The following is a 14,949-nucleotide window of genomic DNA, read 5'->3' on the forward strand; positions in this document are numbered from 1 at the left end:
TATTCAAAAGGTAATTGTTTTACTTGGGGGTCTGTGTTTAGGTAAATATATTACCTATGTTGGTCCTGTTTAATTATTTCGCCTATTCTTGAAGAGCTGTTTGACAAGATCACCAAAAAAAGTGTGCAAAATAAACTTTATTCTTACCGCTGTCAGCATAAGCCGAAAAACTATTACCAGATAGAGCCTAAACTGGTAGATAAAATAAAAAGTAGATTCAAAATGGATTAGCAAAGGATCAATATTTTACTTTTGGCTGCCTCTTGGTAAAAATTTTACCGTTAGATAAATCTTTTGGTAAAATGCTTGTTTTATATAAAGTTTTATTTTTAATCAAATAAGATTTATATTATATTTAAAGTTTATTATTTTACATAATTAACTTAAGCCTTATCCAGTTTATGCAGCCTGATATCGAAATACAACTTATCCTGTTTCAGATTATCGAAGAAAAAATAAAAGATCCTGGTCGAGCAACTGCGGAAATGATGGAATTGCTCAGCATTGAAAAACGTTCGCTGCGCAATCGACAAAGGGGGACTACGTATTTGACTGGTCCCGAATTTTTTAGGCTTGCTCGCCATTTCGATATCCGTATGTGCGATATCGAGCTAAAACTGCAAGAACGGGCTGCAGCGGCCAAACCTGCAAAATCACCGCGCCCGGCACCGCAGGCTGTATTGTCGATCGATTCCAGCTATATACCCTTATTACGCCTTGAATTTACAGATCTTCAGCAATATATCGAGGCCCTCTGTGAGGAAATGGAAAACCTAGTCCGTAGCGAAAGTCCCTGGATGAAAATGGTATGCTCCGAGGTGCCATTGTTTCATCTGGTGGGATTTGAGCAACTTGCCTTTTTCAAGATCTTTATGTACTATCATCATATTGTGGACGAAGGAATCTCCTTTGAAGAGTTTCTGAGAAAAGTAAAACACTTGGACTTGCCATCACGCTTTCGTACCATATTTGAAAGTTATGCTGCTATTGACAGCGAAGAGATATGGGATAGGCACACGTTTGAAAAGCTGCTCCGGCTCATTGATGAATGTCATGTATACGGTAAGTTTGAGCAGCAACAGACTGTTGAAGGATTGTTGGACGAGGTTGATAAACTCGTGAAATACCTCAATCCTGTTATTATGGAAGGTAAAAAAATTAAAGGAGCATGGATCGAACTCTATGATTTTGAATCGGTCATGCGGGAGGGCATTACACTGATGGGAGTGGGGAATAAGCCTACAAAGGCTTTTTTTACCTTATTCATGCTGCAAAATGTCAGCACCACACATCCGGAAATCCTGTCATTTCTGGAGCTGGCATTTCATGCCATTTTGAGACGGTCCAATCTGATGGGCAAAAGCTCAAGCCGGCTCAAAAGTAAATTTCTTAATTTACTTTCTGAACAGACTACGCAATACCGTAATAAAATCCTTAAAATCCATGAATAGACGTGATAATATTCGCTTTGTCGGTATGAAAATCTTCAATTATTATAAACCCGATCAATTGGTTTTCCAACAATGGAAGGGGAGGGCGATTGATCGTAAATCCCAATCTATGAATAAATTTATACATTGTGAGGGCTGTTTTGACTTTTCTGCAAAGCCAAAAGAATGCCGTCAGCCCTGTTTGCACGACGCATTCAGGTATCTTGTTGATAAGATCACGGATTCCTCTGAGCAGATCAAAGCATTGATTCTCCGTAAACTGCCCGATCCACCCCTGCAGCTTGTCCACAGCAAAGAAGTATGCCGCTATGTGGGCATTGTGTCAAAGACACTATACCGTTGCGAAAAACAGGGACTGATTCTCCCATTCAAAAAAGACCATACAGGCAAATATTTTTTGCATGCAGATATGGTAGACTTTAAAAAGAAATACCACCACCTTCCAGATTAAGTCTCCACGATCCGATCTTTCTATTTTCTTCTTTCGTTTAGTTTCGATTTTTGGCGTTTCAAGGCCAGCCCTTACTTTATACCCTTAATTTTCTATTTCTTCGCCCCTTCTTTAAATCTTCTTCGCCAGCGATTCGTATCTCGTTCGCAATGCTAATTGTACTCGCCTACAGGTGCTCCACTGTTCGCCTACTAATAGCGTAGGGAAACTGTAGGCAATAAGTAGAGAAACAGTAGACGGATGCCGAATCAGTTATGGACAAGTCCCGAACAGATCAAGAGCAATATGCCTACGATTATCGATAATGGGCGTTACAATGTCCGAGCTCATGTGGACAGTAAACGGACATTTATTAGCCGAGTTGATTGATGAGAAAAAAGAGCCCGGACAGCGACCGGACTATCCCTTTTCGGACCTTGATATTCCATTTTATTGATTTTATGTTTGTTGGTGTAAAGCGTTGTATACCGGTATAAATCAAGTTTTTACAGTGTTAAATTTAAAAAAAAATAATATCATGGGAACAATTAGAAAAGGCGCAAATGGTGGATTCAGCGGTAAAGCTGGATCAGTAATAGGAGCAAGCTGGAAAAGCATTGATTACATCCGTGGGCTTTCAAAAAAGAGCAATAAGCCCGCAACGGAAGAGCAACTGATACAGCAAGCCCGGTTTTACACCATTGCCAAGTTTATTATGCCTATCGCACCCTTTGTGCAGGTAGGCTATTCGCAGGTCAATGCGAATACGATGACGCCGACAAATGCGGCGCTGCAGGCCAATATTAAAACAGCTGTTGTAGGGACTTACCCCAATTTTAGGCTTGACTATGCGAAGGTACAGATTTCCCAGGGAAGTTTGCAGCCCGGCGGAACTGTTAGAGCGGAAGTGGGCGCAGGCATATTAATGGTCAGCTGGACAAACAAAGCCATTGAAATACAGAATGGTAATCTTGACGACCGTGTCTACATTTTGCTGTACCATCCTGAGATGGATGAATTTATGACAGCACCAGAAACTCCGACCAGGGGATTGGGAGCGGCAGATATTGAACTGCCTGAACACTTTCTGGGTGGCAAGGGACAGCTATGGCTCTTCTTTGCCGATCGTAAGAACAAGCGAATCAGTCGGACAAACTATCTAGGTGAGTTTGATCTGGTATAATGAATGAATAATATGGCCGGTACATAGTGCCGGTCATATTACAAATTGTAAGGTGTTTATCCCCATATAGATGGGTTTAATAGTAAATAAAATGAAAATATTATCGAAACAAAAAGAAAGAAAATCTTTTGTGGTTAATGGAACAGAAACAGTCCGCATGAAATTCACCAAAGCGCGGAAGTTTCTCAATCCGGTGAATTATATCCTGCAGATGGGCTATGTCTCACGTAAAAATAAAAAGTCGGCTATCGGGCGGGCGATGTCTGCTATACTGCAGAATGCTATGGTGGGTACTTATCCCAATATTGAGGTTGACCCCGCCAAAGCAAAACTGAGCGCAGGTGTGAAGTCCGCGTTGAAAGTTTATTCATTAGAGCGAAAGGGAGCGGATATAGCGCTCAATTGGGATCCGGTAGCGGAACGGATAAGACGCGATGAATGGGATGATGGGATCATCCTATGTGCCTACGCAATAGCACAAGAATTGGCCGCAATAAATGAAGAAGCAGCCCTGCGGCAGGATGGCAAGTTGCAGCTGCGACTGCCAGAAGGCATGGAAGTGCTGCCCGTACATCTCTACTTGATTGTACACGATAGAGACAAAGCTAATTTTTCGGATAGCCAATATTTGGGGCTATTTGTATAGCTGATACATAATGGAATTATTAGATGAATAATTAAAAAATAATCAATGAAAATAGTACAAAAACAATTGGTCGCAGATATCGAGGATATCTATTGGCCTTTAACAACGAGGCAGATTCTTAGCATCGTGCTGGCAAGTCTGCTTGTATTTTTTATTGCTGCAGGTCTTTTGCTCCAGGTGATAGACCCGACGGCAGGGGTATTGGATATCGGTATTCTTACGGTTTTGCTCTTTGCCGTATTGGCCGGGTTGCTCGCGATTTACTGCTGCTTTTGGCTACAGGAGATTCTCTGGCAGCCTTTTAAGCTCTTTCGTCAGCAATTTAGTGTCCACTTTAATCAATTGACATCATGGCAACAATGCATTATTTATTTTTCGGTTTTCTTTCTGTCGCTGTTCTCTTTCTTGGCGGTACTGGCGATGCTGTTATAGCCGATAAGGAACAGTCAGGCAGTTATGCTGAGCTCCCAAATACCAGCCCTGACCTGGAGCAAGTGGATGCCCCATCATTGAAACGCTACGCCAGTTCGGGTGTACGAGAACGCATTGTCTATATTGCGGTACACGAAATCGGCGTGCGAGAGGCGACTGGCCACAACGATGGCAAGCGGGTCGAGGAATACCTAGCGTATACTGGTCTTGGAAAGGGCCACGCCTGGTGTGCCGCTTTTGCCTCCTGGTGTTATGGCCAGGCGGGCCTTGCAGCTCCGCGGAATGCCTGGAGCCCGGCACTTTTTCCAATGGCGCGTCGGTATACGGCCCAGCAGATCAGGCAGGGGACTGTGCGGCAGGCGGATCTCTTCGCCATCTATAGCTCCAGTCTTCAGCGTATCAACCATGTCGGGATGGTGCTCAAAAAGGAGGGCAATTGGATCGTAACAGTCGAAGGAAATGTGGATAATCGTGTGTTGTGCAAGCGGCGTCCCTTGGCTACCATTTATGCGTTTTCAAATTGGCTGGACTGAAAGGAGGAATGATGAAAACAAGGCTATACCAGATCGTATCTTACGGGGGACTCTTATCCTTGCTGATCTCCTGCAAGATCTACGAAAATAAAAAATATCAGAAACAACAAGAAACGGATACGCGCCAGCAGTATACCGAGCAGCTCCAAAGGCTATATTCCGATCATCAGGATACGCTTTCCCGCCTTTGGTATTTTTGGACGGACAGCGCTTTCCGTTTCTCCCCAGATAGTGGTCTATCTGCCCGGTCGGGAGGTTTAGTATGGCATGAGTCCGCCAAAAGAGTCCGTAAACAGGTATTGGAGCTGACTGAAAAAAGCGAACAGGAAAATCAGAAGCAGATCAACCATGAAAAAAATGGCCGCCAAATGCTAGCTGTCCAGCAGGTTTGGATCATCGGTTTCACCTTGCTCCTGTTCCTCCTTTGGCGATGGTATAGATCTCGTCTATTGCCTTAGTTTGTTTTTGGAAGGAGGTCTAGAGAAAGGCTTCGCGAGGTATCGTTGGGATAGGAAGGAGATACGGATTATTAACCGTAATCTCCTTTTTTATGCGGTATGAATTCCTGTTATACAAGATCGAAAAAATCAAAATTTCTTAATCTTTTTAAATTTTTATTAAAAAAAGCAAAACCGTTTTAGTTTTGTTATATTTGTTTGTAACCAAATTAAGGGAGTAATCCACAACTTACTAGGACACAGTGCGTGAAAGACCAACTTATGAAATATTCCTGCAATACTGAAGAGAAGTCTGTCTTGATCTCCCTTCGTTCTGGCTGTCAGCGTGCTTTTCGGCAGGTCTACAGTATGTATAGTGGGCGTATTTATCTCAACATCCGTAAAATGGTCAAGTCCGAAGAAGACGCAGTCGAACTATTACAGGAAGTATTTATTAAAGTATGGGATAAGAGGGAGCTGATTGATCCCGAGCAGCCTTTTCGATCTTATCTATTCCAGATCGCCAAATATACTGTCTATAATTTTATCCGGCGAAATAACCTCGAAAAACAAGTTCAGGCCTATCTTAGCCTTCACAATACAGCCTTGTACAGTCACGTCGAAGAAGAACTCTATGAAAAGCAGTATGAAGAATGGCTGTCACAGACCATTGACCAGCTGCCGCCGCAACGCAAACTGATCTATAAACTTTGTAAAATTGAGGGCAAAACCTACGCCGAAGTAAGCGACTTATTGAGTATATCGACTTCTACAATTAACGACCATATCGTAAAAGCCACGAAATATATAAAAGAGAAGCATGGAATCCTGGATAAATCCACATTGCTCATTATTTCTTTTATACTTCTCCAACAGCATTAACGCATAAAATTTTCATTCCACAGAAAAAAAGTAAAATAAATTCGCAGCCAGAGCAGATGATCTCTACCGCTGAAGTGTATTAGCTGAAAAGAGAGTAACCAATTGTGGAAAAGAAAACACTTCGATATACGTTAAGGCGCTATATACAGGGGAAACTTAGCGAAGAAAATTCCCGTGCGTTTTTGTCCTATGTAAAATCAGGAAAGGATAAAATATTACTTCAAGAACTCATCCAGGAGGTTTTGGACGATCCCATCGATCAACATCTGTTGGATGATCCAACCTTATTGGCAGTACTGGATAATACCTGGGACCAATTGCATCTCCAGATCAATAAACCGAAAACAAGATCGCTGTGGGATTGGAAACGTATCGGCGCAATCGCAGCGGCTATTATCGGACTATTATTGATTGTTCGCTGGTTTCTTGCCATTGAAAATAAAAGCGTAGCTCCGCAAGCTGCACAAAATGTGATATCGCCCGGAAAACAATCCGCAACCTTAACGCTGGCCAACGGCAAGCAGATTCGTCTACATGAAACACAAAACGGTCGGCTTGTGGAAGAGTCGGGCATAAGGATCTCTAAAACAACGGATGGCCAATTGATTTACGAGGTCAGCGGTAAGACGCAGGGCGAAAGCGAGCAAAATATCTTATCGACAACCAAAGGAGAAACCTATCGGATTAAACTACCTGATGGTACACAGGTATGGCTCAATGCCGCTTCTTCGCTCAGCTATCCGGTTAGTTTCGCCAATCAGAAAGACAGAACTGTCACACTCACCGGAGAAGCTTATTTTGAAGTGGCCAAGGATGCCAAACGCCCCTTTATTGTGCAGGCAGCAGATCAGCAGGTCAAAGTGCTCGGTACTCATTTCAACGTAAACAGTTATGCCGACGAATCGGCAGTACAGACCACTCTTCTCGAAGGTCGTGTGCAGGTCAGTTCACATAATCAAAAATTGCTATTAGCGCCGGGAGAGCAGTCGAGCCTTTCAGCGCATGGGGTGCTAAAATCCCACCCAATAGATACAGCTCCGGTTATAGCCTGGACAAACAACGAATTTATGTTCGATGAAGATGATATCGAAAGCGTCATGCGCAAGGTCGCACGCTGGTATAATGTCGAAGTCATTTATCAGGGTAAAAAAACTACTGAGAAATTTGGTGGCGGAATATCGCGTTTTGATGATGTTCAAAAAGTCTTAAGCCTGCTCGAAAAAACGGGTGCCGTTCATTTCAGAATAGACGGAAAAAAAATACATGTACTTCCGTAATGATCCTGTAAATAATTAATTACACAATAACCTAAATAAATAAACCGATGAATAAAAAACGACAAAACGAATAACCACCAAGGTGGGGTATAAAAAAGCAACCAAGATCCTGAATGGACTCGGTTGCCGTTAGGGACAATTAAAATTTAACTATCCAATCTGCAGTATGTTTCTGTTTTGGACGACTCGAATACACTGCAAATAAACCTTACAAATGTATCAAAATTATATCAGAAAAAAGGAGATAGCATATCTGCTATTCCGTAAACTATGGCTTATTATGCGATTGACAACCATAATTATCTTGGTTACTTTTATGCAGGTTAGCGCTACCACCTTTGCACAAAAGGTAACATTAGAATACTCCAACATGAGCCTTAAGAAAATATTTAGGGAACTCAAATCCCAGACGGGATACAATTTTCTGTACACTGAACGGCAGATGGTAAACGCGAAGCCTGTAGACATAAAAGTTAGGGACCGTCAATTGTCGGATGTATTGGACCAGATCTTTAAAGATCAGCCCTTGTCTTACCAGTTGGATAATAAGACAGTGGTCATTTACGATAAGCCAAAAGCTTCCATAAAGTCCGCACCGATGGAGTTTATGATGACCCCAAATCAGGTCCCTGTAAAAGGACGTGTGACCAATGAACGGGGCGAACCTCTCGCAAATGTCTCTGTGCGGGTCAAGGGAAATGAATCTATAGGTACTACCACCAATGGTGATGGTATGTTTACGCTCACAAACCTTTCGCCCAAAGCAACGCTGATATTCTCCTCTGTTGGTTATGATGCGTTGACCGGAGAACTGTCCTCCCTGCGGACCGATGGATCGGGGCAGCTCAATGTCATCATGAAAAATAGCAACAGTCAGCTCGAAGAAGTTATCGTAATCGGCTATGGTACTACGACACGTCAGCGTGTGGTCGGGGCCGTGGATCAGATCAGTGCGAAGACTTTCGAAAACCGACCTGTAGGCAATGTAACGCAAGCTCTTCAGGGAGCCTCGCCCAGCTTGACCATCCAACAGAAAAGCATGGACCCCAACGATAATTCGATGAATATCAATATTCGTGGGATATCTACCATAAACAGTAATGCACCGCTGGTGGTGATCGATGGAATTATTACAGAAGGCGGAACGCTCAATAAGATCAATCCGGATGATATCGAAACGGTGTCGGTATTGAAGGACGCAGGTTCTACGGCTATATATGGTTCTAGGTCTGCCAATGGCGTTATTTTGGTAACCACCAAAAGAGGACGCCAGAATCAGCGGCCCGCAGTCACTGTCGGCACGCAGTGGGGCGTGCAAGAACCTAAAATTTTATTTTCACCGGTTGCAGGATATGAAAACGCGACCCTTCGTAATCTTGCGCTGACCAACTCAGGAATGGATCCACAGTTTTCACCGGAGGCTATTGCCGACTTATATGCCCATCAGGATATCGAGCGGTGGAACTTGCCGGAAATCATGAAAAACTCTTTCCAGCAAAAATATAATATCAGTGTGGCCGGGGGCGGCGATAAAAGTTCCTATTTGTTTTCCGGCGGCTTCTACAATCAGCCCAGCAACTTTGTCGGACAGGACTTTGGCATTAAGCGGTACAATTTGCGGAGTAACCTCAGTACAGAGATCGGACGTTTTAAACTGACCTCAATCTTAGCCTATACCCGCAACAACAACATGAGCAATACGGCCGGAAGTGCCATTATCAATGCTTCCCGACTTCCGCCTTATTACTACTACCGCATGCAGGCCGATAATGGAAAATACCTTGTCAACAATGCACTGACAGATCAAAATCCTTTGGCTGAATTGAATGAAGGTGGCTATATCAAAAACGATAACGACTATTTTAATATCAACCTGAATCTCGAAGCAAAACTGTTCGAAGGTTTAAAACTGCGTGGTATCTTCGGAGCGGACATCTATGCAGATCACCGTTCTATCCGTAGAATCCAGGTGCCATTATATTCCAATCCGGATGCCACGCAAGCTCAGGTCTACGTCAATTCAGACCGCAATACGGAAGATTTTAACGAAAAAGCGTCCTTACTGAACTTTCAGCTGCTCCTGGATTATGACCGAACTTTTGGCAGTCATCATGTATCAGGTCTGTTTGGAGCATCCAACGAATCCTATACACGCCGACAAAACGAACTGAAAATGAAATTTACTGATCCTGTCCTCGGTACACCTACCACAGGGACAGTAATTGATCCTGTGAGTGCCCGTGTGACACCAAATGGGACGCTGCAAAATAGTATCAATTCGATCTTCGGTCGTGCCGGATACGACTTTGCAAGTAAGTATTTTGCCGAATTTAGCTTTCGCTACGATGGCTCCTCTAAGTTTTCGAAAGCTAATCGCTGGGGCTTCTTTCCTTCGGGATCCCTCGGATGGCGGGCATCCGACGAAGTATTTATGAATTGGTATAAACAACATGTCGGTAGCCTAAAAATCAGATCTACCTATGGTGTTCTTGGCAATCAGGCCGTAGACGACTACGCCTATTATTTTACCTATGAATCTTATCAGAACAGTTATGGATTTAACAACAAACCTGTTTCTGCTGCGGGATTTAATTATGCCAGTCTGGATCTACGCTGGGAGAAAACCTATAATTTCAATGTTGGCTTGGATGCCACTTTCTTCCACGATAAATTAACGGCCAGTTTCGATTATTTTAAAAAGCGTACAGTTGATATCTTGATGTCGCCACAAATACCTTCCACATTCGGAACCTCCTTAAAGAATCAGAATTTAGGTGAAATGAACAATGAGGGCTGGGAAATCAACCTCAGCTACCGGGCGACAACAGGCGATTTCCAGCATACGATCAATGCGAATATGGGCGATAGTCACAATAAGATTATCGCGATGCCCGGCGATGACCGTATTTCAACAGTCGATAATATTACTAAATTGACGCGTGTTGGGCTACCTTATAATTCCTACTATGGGTACAAGATGGCCGGATTCTTTCAAAATATAACGGATATTGAAACTTCGGCCTTGCCGAGCGGCATTACTGCAGCAGATCTGCGCCCGGGCGATGTAAAGTATGTGGATCGGAATAACGATGGAATTATCGATGCACGGGACCGCTTTGTGTTGGGCAATGGTTTCCCGCGCTTTACATTTGGGCTGACCTATAACCTGAATTATAAAGATTTTGATTTTAGTATGTTCTGGCAGGGGGTAGGCAAGCGCGATATGATGATCCGCGGAGAATTGATCGAACCATTTCATCAGAATTATTCATATACCATTTATCAGCATCAACTCGACTACTGGACACCGACTAATATTGATGGGCGCTGGCCACGATTGACTGCAAATGGATCAACAGCATCGACCAACAATTTTGGGAAAGATTCTGATCTGTATCTTTTCAATGGGAAATACGCGCGATTGAAAAATATACAGGTAGGTTATTCGTTGCCAAAAGAACTAGTGTCGAAATTGGGATTGCTGCGCGTTCGCTTTTTCATCAATGCCCAAAACCTGCTGACTTTGAGCAAAAACTCCTGGATAGATCCCGAATCCTCCGAATTTGATTCTAACATGGGTGGTTCGGCCAATAGTGCCCGCAATTATCCGACGTTGAAATACTATGGCGGTGGATTAAATATTCAATTCTAACCTTTTATGTAATGAAACTATATAAGATACTTATAGGAGGCTTGAGTTTAATGGCAATTCTCCAATTAACATCCTGTAATAAGTTGGATACGCTGCCAACAGACCGTTTTACCGATGAAAATTTTTGGGACTATCCAGACAATGCCGAAAAAATCGTCAATATGGCCTATAATCAGCTGTATTCAGCAGATCGTATGTGGAATGATGAAGCCCTGAGTGATAATATTTTTGAGGGGCGCTCAAACACAGACCAGCGCGCAATTCGTAATGGAACTGCCGATCCGACACTGGGCCGCTTTGGGGCAGAGTGGTCCGATCTCTATGGCGGTATTAAGACCTGCCATGTCTATCTAGAGAATGTAGAGCGTGTACCCGGAATGGATGCGGCACTCAAAAAACGCCGTATCGCCGAGGTACGCTTTATCCGTGCATTTCTATATTTTAGACTTGTTAATTTCTATGGCGCTGTGCCTTTCTTCACGAAAGATATCTCACTGGAAGAGTCTAAAACTCTTCCTCGGACAGAAAAAGCGACTATTATGGCCTTTATTCATCAAGAGTTGGATCAATGTATGGCCGATCTACCGAACAGAGATGCTTTACCGGTAGACGACCGTGGCCGGATTACCAAGGGGGCCGCTTCAGCCTTTCAAGCCCGGGCTTAACTTTACGAAAGCAACTGGAATAAAGTAGTGGAATACTGTGAAAATCTGATGAAAAAACAAACGGAATTTGGAACTTATGCATTATTCCGCAGTTATCCGGAGCTGTTTACTGCAGCCAATGAATATAATGCAGAGGTTATTCTGGATTATGCCTATGTACCTCTTTTAAAAACCTGGAATAAGTTATATGATGCAGCACCGATCTCTGCACAGGCACGTTTAAACGGATATGCACCATTACAAAGTCTAGTTGATAATTATTTGACACTGGGCGGAAATACCATTGCTACGGATCCGCAATATAACGATAGTAATCCCTATGTGAACCGCGATCCACGCATGGCCGCAACCATCGTTTTTCATGGTGGACAATGGACAGATTTTGACGGTACAACACGCAAGATTTTTATTAAACCCGGCTCGGGTACAAGCGATAAGGAACGGCTCGACGAATATCAGGGGGCCAGTGCCAACGCTTCCGCGACAGGGTATTACGTAAAGAAATACTACGATGTCACAGCAACGGTAAAATATGATGCCGGATTGAACATCATCATGTTCAGGTACGCCGATATCTTATTGATGTATGCAGAAGCAAAAGAAGCACTGGGACAACTGAATGCAGCAGTGTGGGATATGACGATCAAACCTATTCGTCAGCGGGCTGGTTTTGAAGCATCAAAAGCGCTGGACTTCCCGACGACCGGTGACCTGAAAACAATTGTCCGAAATGAGCGGAGAAGCGAGCTTGCACTTGAGGGATTGCGTTACTATGATATCATGCGCTGGAAGGCGGGTAAAACTTATTTGGACGGCCAGGTTTTGGGTGCTAAATACGGCGGTAACAATAGCAATATCAAACTGGATATCCGTCGATTTGATGAAAGTAGAGACTATCTTTGGTCGATACCACGAACCCAGATCGATCTAAATAAAAATTTATTGCCTAACAATCAGGGCTACTCAAACTAAACTTAATTAAAAAATTAGCGCAAACGTCGCATTAAAAAAATGTACGTTTCGAACCATAAATTTAGGATAAAGACATGAAATGGTATTTTAAAGTTATAGCAATGGTCGCATTGGCTGCGAGCATCGTCTCCTGTAAAAAAGACGATATGAAATACGCTGACGCAGAGGTGTCTGCTGTTGAGAACCTATATGCCCCTGCAGATGGAAAAGCTGTCAAATTATTAAGTTCCAGCTCCGCAGCGCTGTATTTTGAATGGGAGTCGGCCTTGGTAGCCGACGGTGGGGCAGCTCAATATGAAGTAGTCTTCGACAAGTCCGGCGGCGATTTTAGCAAACCTCTTTATACAGTGACGTCGGATAATAATGGAGACTCTAACGGCGCCAATATCAGTCACAAAATATTGAATCAGGTAGCAACGAAAGCGGGGATCAACCCTGGTGAGAGCGGCGATGTAATCTGGTCCGTATATTCGATCCGTGGAATGAAACGGGTGTTGAGCAAAGCTAAGAAGGTATTGAACATCAAAACACTGGAAGGCTTTGCGGAAATCCCCGATGAATTATTTATCACTGGAGAGGCAACTGAGGGCGGGACGGATGTTGCCTCCTCCTTACCTTTTAAATTGGTAGGGAACGGTGAATATGAGATCTTTACAAAATTGGAAGCCGGTAAAAAATATATTTTTACGGATCGCAAGTCTGCTGAGGGACGTGTTTTCTATTCGGAAGATCAAACCAAAATAAAAGAAGGTGAAACCGGAAGTAACAGCATTGCTAAGACCGCAGTATATCGTATTCGAATAGATTTCAATGTTGCAGCAGTTACCTACACAGAGATCAAAAACATGGGCGTTTATTTCTCGCCATCCGGAGCTGTAGTGTTGGATCTACCTTATCAAGGGAAGGGAATTTGGGCTGCAACGGGTATCATCAATTTTAAACAGGAAAGTTGGGGCCGCGACCAACGTTATAAGTTCCAAATGGAAACCGTCAAGGGAGGAAAGGCTGAAACCTTACAGCTGGGAACTCAGAATGGAACGGACAGTCCTCCTAATAGTTCATCAGCTCCTTCTTATTATTTCGTTCGCATATTGCCCAATCTTTCGCAATGGGATGATAAATGGAAATTTGTAGATGCAGTAGACGGCCATCCGACAAAAATATCGATGATTTTACAAGGCGACAAAGACTATACGCATACTGTAGTACCAAATTAAAGGAGGAGACCCGATGAAAAAAATGATTATACTGTCATCCATAGTGTTTCTACTCTTTGGATGCACCAAGATTGAGGACAGCTACCCGTATGAAGACACCGTCGAGGAAAGCTGGACAGCTATTGCAACACAGGTTTCCGATATGATGATCGCCGGGTTCTGGAATGAGTCCGGGTATTTTAACAATGCGATCAATCAATCCGATCTGGGATTTCAATATTGGCCCAATGCACATGCGATGGATGTTGTTATCGATGCTTATCTACGGACGAAAGATGCCAAGTATAGTGCCTATTTCAGCAAATGGTATGAAGGTGTGAAGATCAAAAATGGCAATACCTATTATAACGTATTCTATGATGATATGGAATGGAATGCACTGACCATATTGCGCTTATATGAAATTACCAAGGAGCAAAAATACCTCGACACGGTATTACTTTTATGGAAAGATATTACTGGTGCGTGGGATGAGCAATATGCAGGCGGCGGATTGGCTTGGAAGAAAGATATGCGCTATAGCAAAAATGCTTGCTCAAATGGGCCAGCTAGTATTCTGGCAGCTAGATTATATCGTTTGACAAAAGATGAAAACTACCTGACCTGGGCCAAGAAGATCTACGAATGGCAAAAGGCAACCTTGTACAATCCGTCAACAGGTGCTGTTTATGATAATATTAATGGTCAGACTGGTAATGTGGATATGACGACCCTTACGTATAATCAGGGAACGTTCCTTGGTAGCGCGGTTGAGCTTTTTAAGATTACGAATGACCAGCTTTATCTGGTTGATGCGCAAAAAATTAGTTATTACACAATCACACGTTGTATCGATGGCGGGAATAATATCTTGCGCGATGAAGGAAATGGCGACGGCGCATTGTTTAAGGGAATATTTATACGATATTTCGTAGACTATTTAAATCAGGAAGGAATTGATGCAGCCTACCGCAGTAAGTTTGAGAAGTTTTTGGTCAATAATGGTAAAATTGCCTGGACTAAGGGAACAAGTCTACCGACGTTGTTCTTTGGTCCATCCTGGGCGCAGCCACCTATTGGCAACAGTGAAATTACGGCCTATGCAAGTGCAGCCATGCTCTTTGAAGGATTAGCAAGCTATCAAAATAAATTAAAATAATAGAATGAACACAAAGAAGCCTTCGTGACCCAAA

At 43.1% G+C, this 14,949-nt stretch carries 15 protein-coding genes; all 15 read left to right on the forward strand.

Annotation, left to right across the window (positions count from 1 at the left end; genetic code table 11):
* Positions 1–401 precede the first annotated feature (401 nt).
* The 15 genes from BGP15_RS25320 (at position 402) to BGP15_RS25390 (ending at position 14,915) form a co-directional block, all read left to right on the forward strand.
* Positions 402–1,451 carry a hypothetical protein gene (locus BGP15_RS25320; protein WP_286771032.1) on the forward strand — a complete coding sequence of 350 codons (1,050 nt, stop codon included), beginning with the start codon at positions 402–404 and terminating at the stop codon, positions 1,449–1,451.
* Positions 1,444–1,902: a hypothetical protein gene (locus BGP15_RS25325; RefSeq protein WP_286771033.1), complete on the forward strand. Its 459-nt coding sequence runs from the start codon at positions 1,444–1,446 to the stop codon at positions 1,900–1,902. The genes BGP15_RS25320 and BGP15_RS25325 overlap by 8 nt, the downstream gene beginning before the upstream one ends.
* A 240-nt stretch (positions 1,903–2,142) precedes the next feature.
* Positions 2,143–2,271: a hypothetical protein gene (locus BGP15_RS25330; RefSeq protein WP_286771034.1), complete on the forward strand. Its 129-nt coding sequence runs from the start codon at positions 2,143–2,145 to the stop codon at positions 2,269–2,271.
* 148 nt (positions 2,272–2,419) lie between these two features.
* Complete coding sequence (locus BGP15_RS25335; protein WP_286771035.1) at positions 2,420–3,064, forward strand: DUF6266 family protein; 645 nt, start codon at positions 2,420–2,422, stop codon at positions 3,062–3,064.
* Between the two features lie 91 nt (positions 3,065–3,155).
* Entirely contained in the window at positions 3,156–3,710 is a 555-nt protein-coding gene (locus tag BGP15_RS25340) for a DUF6266 family protein (protein ID WP_286771036.1), read from the forward strand.
* 45 nt (positions 3,711–3,755) lie between these two features.
* Entirely contained in the window at positions 3,756–4,142 is a 387-nt protein-coding gene (locus BGP15_RS25345) for a hypothetical protein (RefSeq protein ID WP_286771037.1), read from the forward strand.
* Positions 4,061–4,675 carry a CHAP domain-containing protein gene (locus BGP15_RS25350; protein ID WP_286771038.1) on the forward strand — a complete coding sequence of 205 codons (615 nt, stop codon included), beginning with the start codon at positions 4,061–4,063 and terminating at the stop codon, positions 4,673–4,675. Before BGP15_RS25345 ends, BGP15_RS25350 begins: the two co-directional genes overlap by 82 nt.
* Positions 4,676–4,683: 8 nt before the next feature.
* The gene (locus BGP15_RS25355) at positions 4,684–5,133 is read left to right on the forward strand and encodes a hypothetical protein (protein WP_286771039.1); all 450 of its coding nucleotides are present in this window, start codon (positions 4,684–4,686) and stop codon (positions 5,131–5,133) included.
* A gap of 261 nt (positions 5,134–5,394) precedes the next feature.
* On the forward strand, positions 5,395–5,994 hold the full coding sequence (locus tag BGP15_RS25360; protein ID WP_286771040.1) for an RNA polymerase sigma factor: 600 nt from the start codon (positions 5,395–5,397) through the stop codon (positions 5,992–5,994).
* Positions 5,995–6,098: 104 nt separating this feature from the next.
* Entirely contained in the window at positions 6,099–7,271 is a 1,173-nt protein-coding gene (locus tag BGP15_RS25365; protein ID WP_286771041.1) for a FecR family protein, read from the forward strand.
* Between the two features lie 280 nt (positions 7,272–7,551).
* Positions 7,552–10,923, forward strand: a complete 3,372-nt coding sequence (locus tag BGP15_RS25370; RefSeq protein ID WP_286771042.1) for a TonB-dependent receptor — start codon at positions 7,552–7,554, stop codon at positions 10,921–10,923.
* Between the two features lie 11 nt (positions 10,924–10,934).
* A complete protein-coding gene (locus tag BGP15_RS25375; RefSeq protein ID WP_286771043.1) occupies positions 10,935–11,588 on the forward strand; it encodes a RagB/SusD family nutrient uptake outer membrane protein in 654 nt (217 codons plus the stop codon).
* A gap of 48 nt (positions 11,589–11,636) precedes the next feature.
* The gene (locus tag BGP15_RS25380) at positions 11,637–12,560 is read left to right on the forward strand and encodes a RagB/SusD family nutrient uptake outer membrane protein (RefSeq protein ID WP_286771044.1); all 924 of its coding nucleotides are present in this window, start codon (positions 11,637–11,639) and stop codon (positions 12,558–12,560) included.
* A gap of 74 nt (positions 12,561–12,634) precedes the next feature.
* The gene (locus BGP15_RS25385; RefSeq protein WP_286771045.1) at positions 12,635–13,777 is read left to right on the forward strand and encodes a SusE domain-containing protein; all 1,143 of its coding nucleotides are present in this window, start codon (positions 12,635–12,637) and stop codon (positions 13,775–13,777) included.
* 13 nt (positions 13,778–13,790) lie between these two features.
* On the forward strand, positions 13,791–14,915 hold the full coding sequence (locus BGP15_RS25390; RefSeq protein ID WP_286771046.1) for a glycoside hydrolase family 76 protein: 1,125 nt from the start codon (positions 13,791–13,793) through the stop codon (positions 14,913–14,915).
* Positions 14,916–14,949 lie beyond the last annotated feature (34 nt).

The organism is Sphingobacterium sp. 40-24 (assembly GCF_001899705.1).
In the GTDB taxonomy this organism is placed as follows: domain Bacteria; phylum Bacteroidota; class Bacteroidia; order Sphingobacteriales; family Sphingobacteriaceae; genus Sphingobacterium; species Sphingobacterium multivorum.

Bases quoted from the DNA above. Each gene is read 5' to 3' on its own strand.
- BGP15_RS25320 (WP_286771032.1), top strand. From the start codon at position 402: ATGCAGCCTGATATCGAAATACAACTTATCCTGTTTCAGATTATCGAA.
- BGP15_RS25325 (WP_286771033.1), top strand. From the start codon at position 1,444: ATGAATAGACGTGATAATATTCGCTTTGTCGGTATGAAAATCTTCAAT.
- BGP15_RS25330 (WP_286771034.1), top strand. From the start codon at position 2,143: ATGCCGAATCAGTTATGGACAAGTCCCGAACAGATCAAGAGCAATATG.
- BGP15_RS25335 (WP_286771035.1), top strand. From the start codon at position 2,420: ATGGGAACAATTAGAAAAGGCGCAAATGGTGGATTCAGCGGTAAAGCT.
- BGP15_RS25340 (WP_286771036.1), top strand. From the start codon at position 3,156: ATGAAAATATTATCGAAACAAAAAGAAAGAAAATCTTTTGTGGTTAAT.
- BGP15_RS25345 (WP_286771037.1), top strand. From the start codon at position 3,756: ATGAAAATAGTACAAAAACAATTGGTCGCAGATATCGAGGATATCTAT.
- BGP15_RS25350 (WP_286771038.1), top strand. From the start codon at position 4,061: ATGGCAACAATGCATTATTTATTTTTCGGTTTTCTTTCTGTCGCTGTT.
- BGP15_RS25355 (WP_286771039.1), top strand. From the start codon at position 4,684: ATGATGAAAACAAGGCTATACCAGATCGTATCTTACGGGGGACTCTTA.
- BGP15_RS25360 (WP_286771040.1), top strand. From the start codon at position 5,395: ATGAAATATTCCTGCAATACTGAAGAGAAGTCTGTCTTGATCTCCCTT.
- BGP15_RS25370 (WP_286771042.1), top strand. From the start codon at position 7,552: ATGCGATTGACAACCATAATTATCTTGGTTACTTTTATGCAGGTTAGC.
- BGP15_RS25375 (WP_286771043.1), top strand. From the start codon at position 10,935: ATGAAACTATATAAGATACTTATAGGAGGCTTGAGTTTAATGGCAATT.
- BGP15_RS25380 (WP_286771044.1), top strand. From the start codon at position 11,637: ATGAAAAAACAAACGGAATTTGGAACTTATGCATTATTCCGCAGTTAT.
- BGP15_RS25385 (WP_286771045.1), top strand. From the start codon at position 12,635: ATGAAATGGTATTTTAAAGTTATAGCAATGGTCGCATTGGCTGCGAGC.
- BGP15_RS25390 (WP_286771046.1), top strand. From the start codon at position 13,791: ATGAAAAAAATGATTATACTGTCATCCATAGTGTTTCTACTCTTTGGA.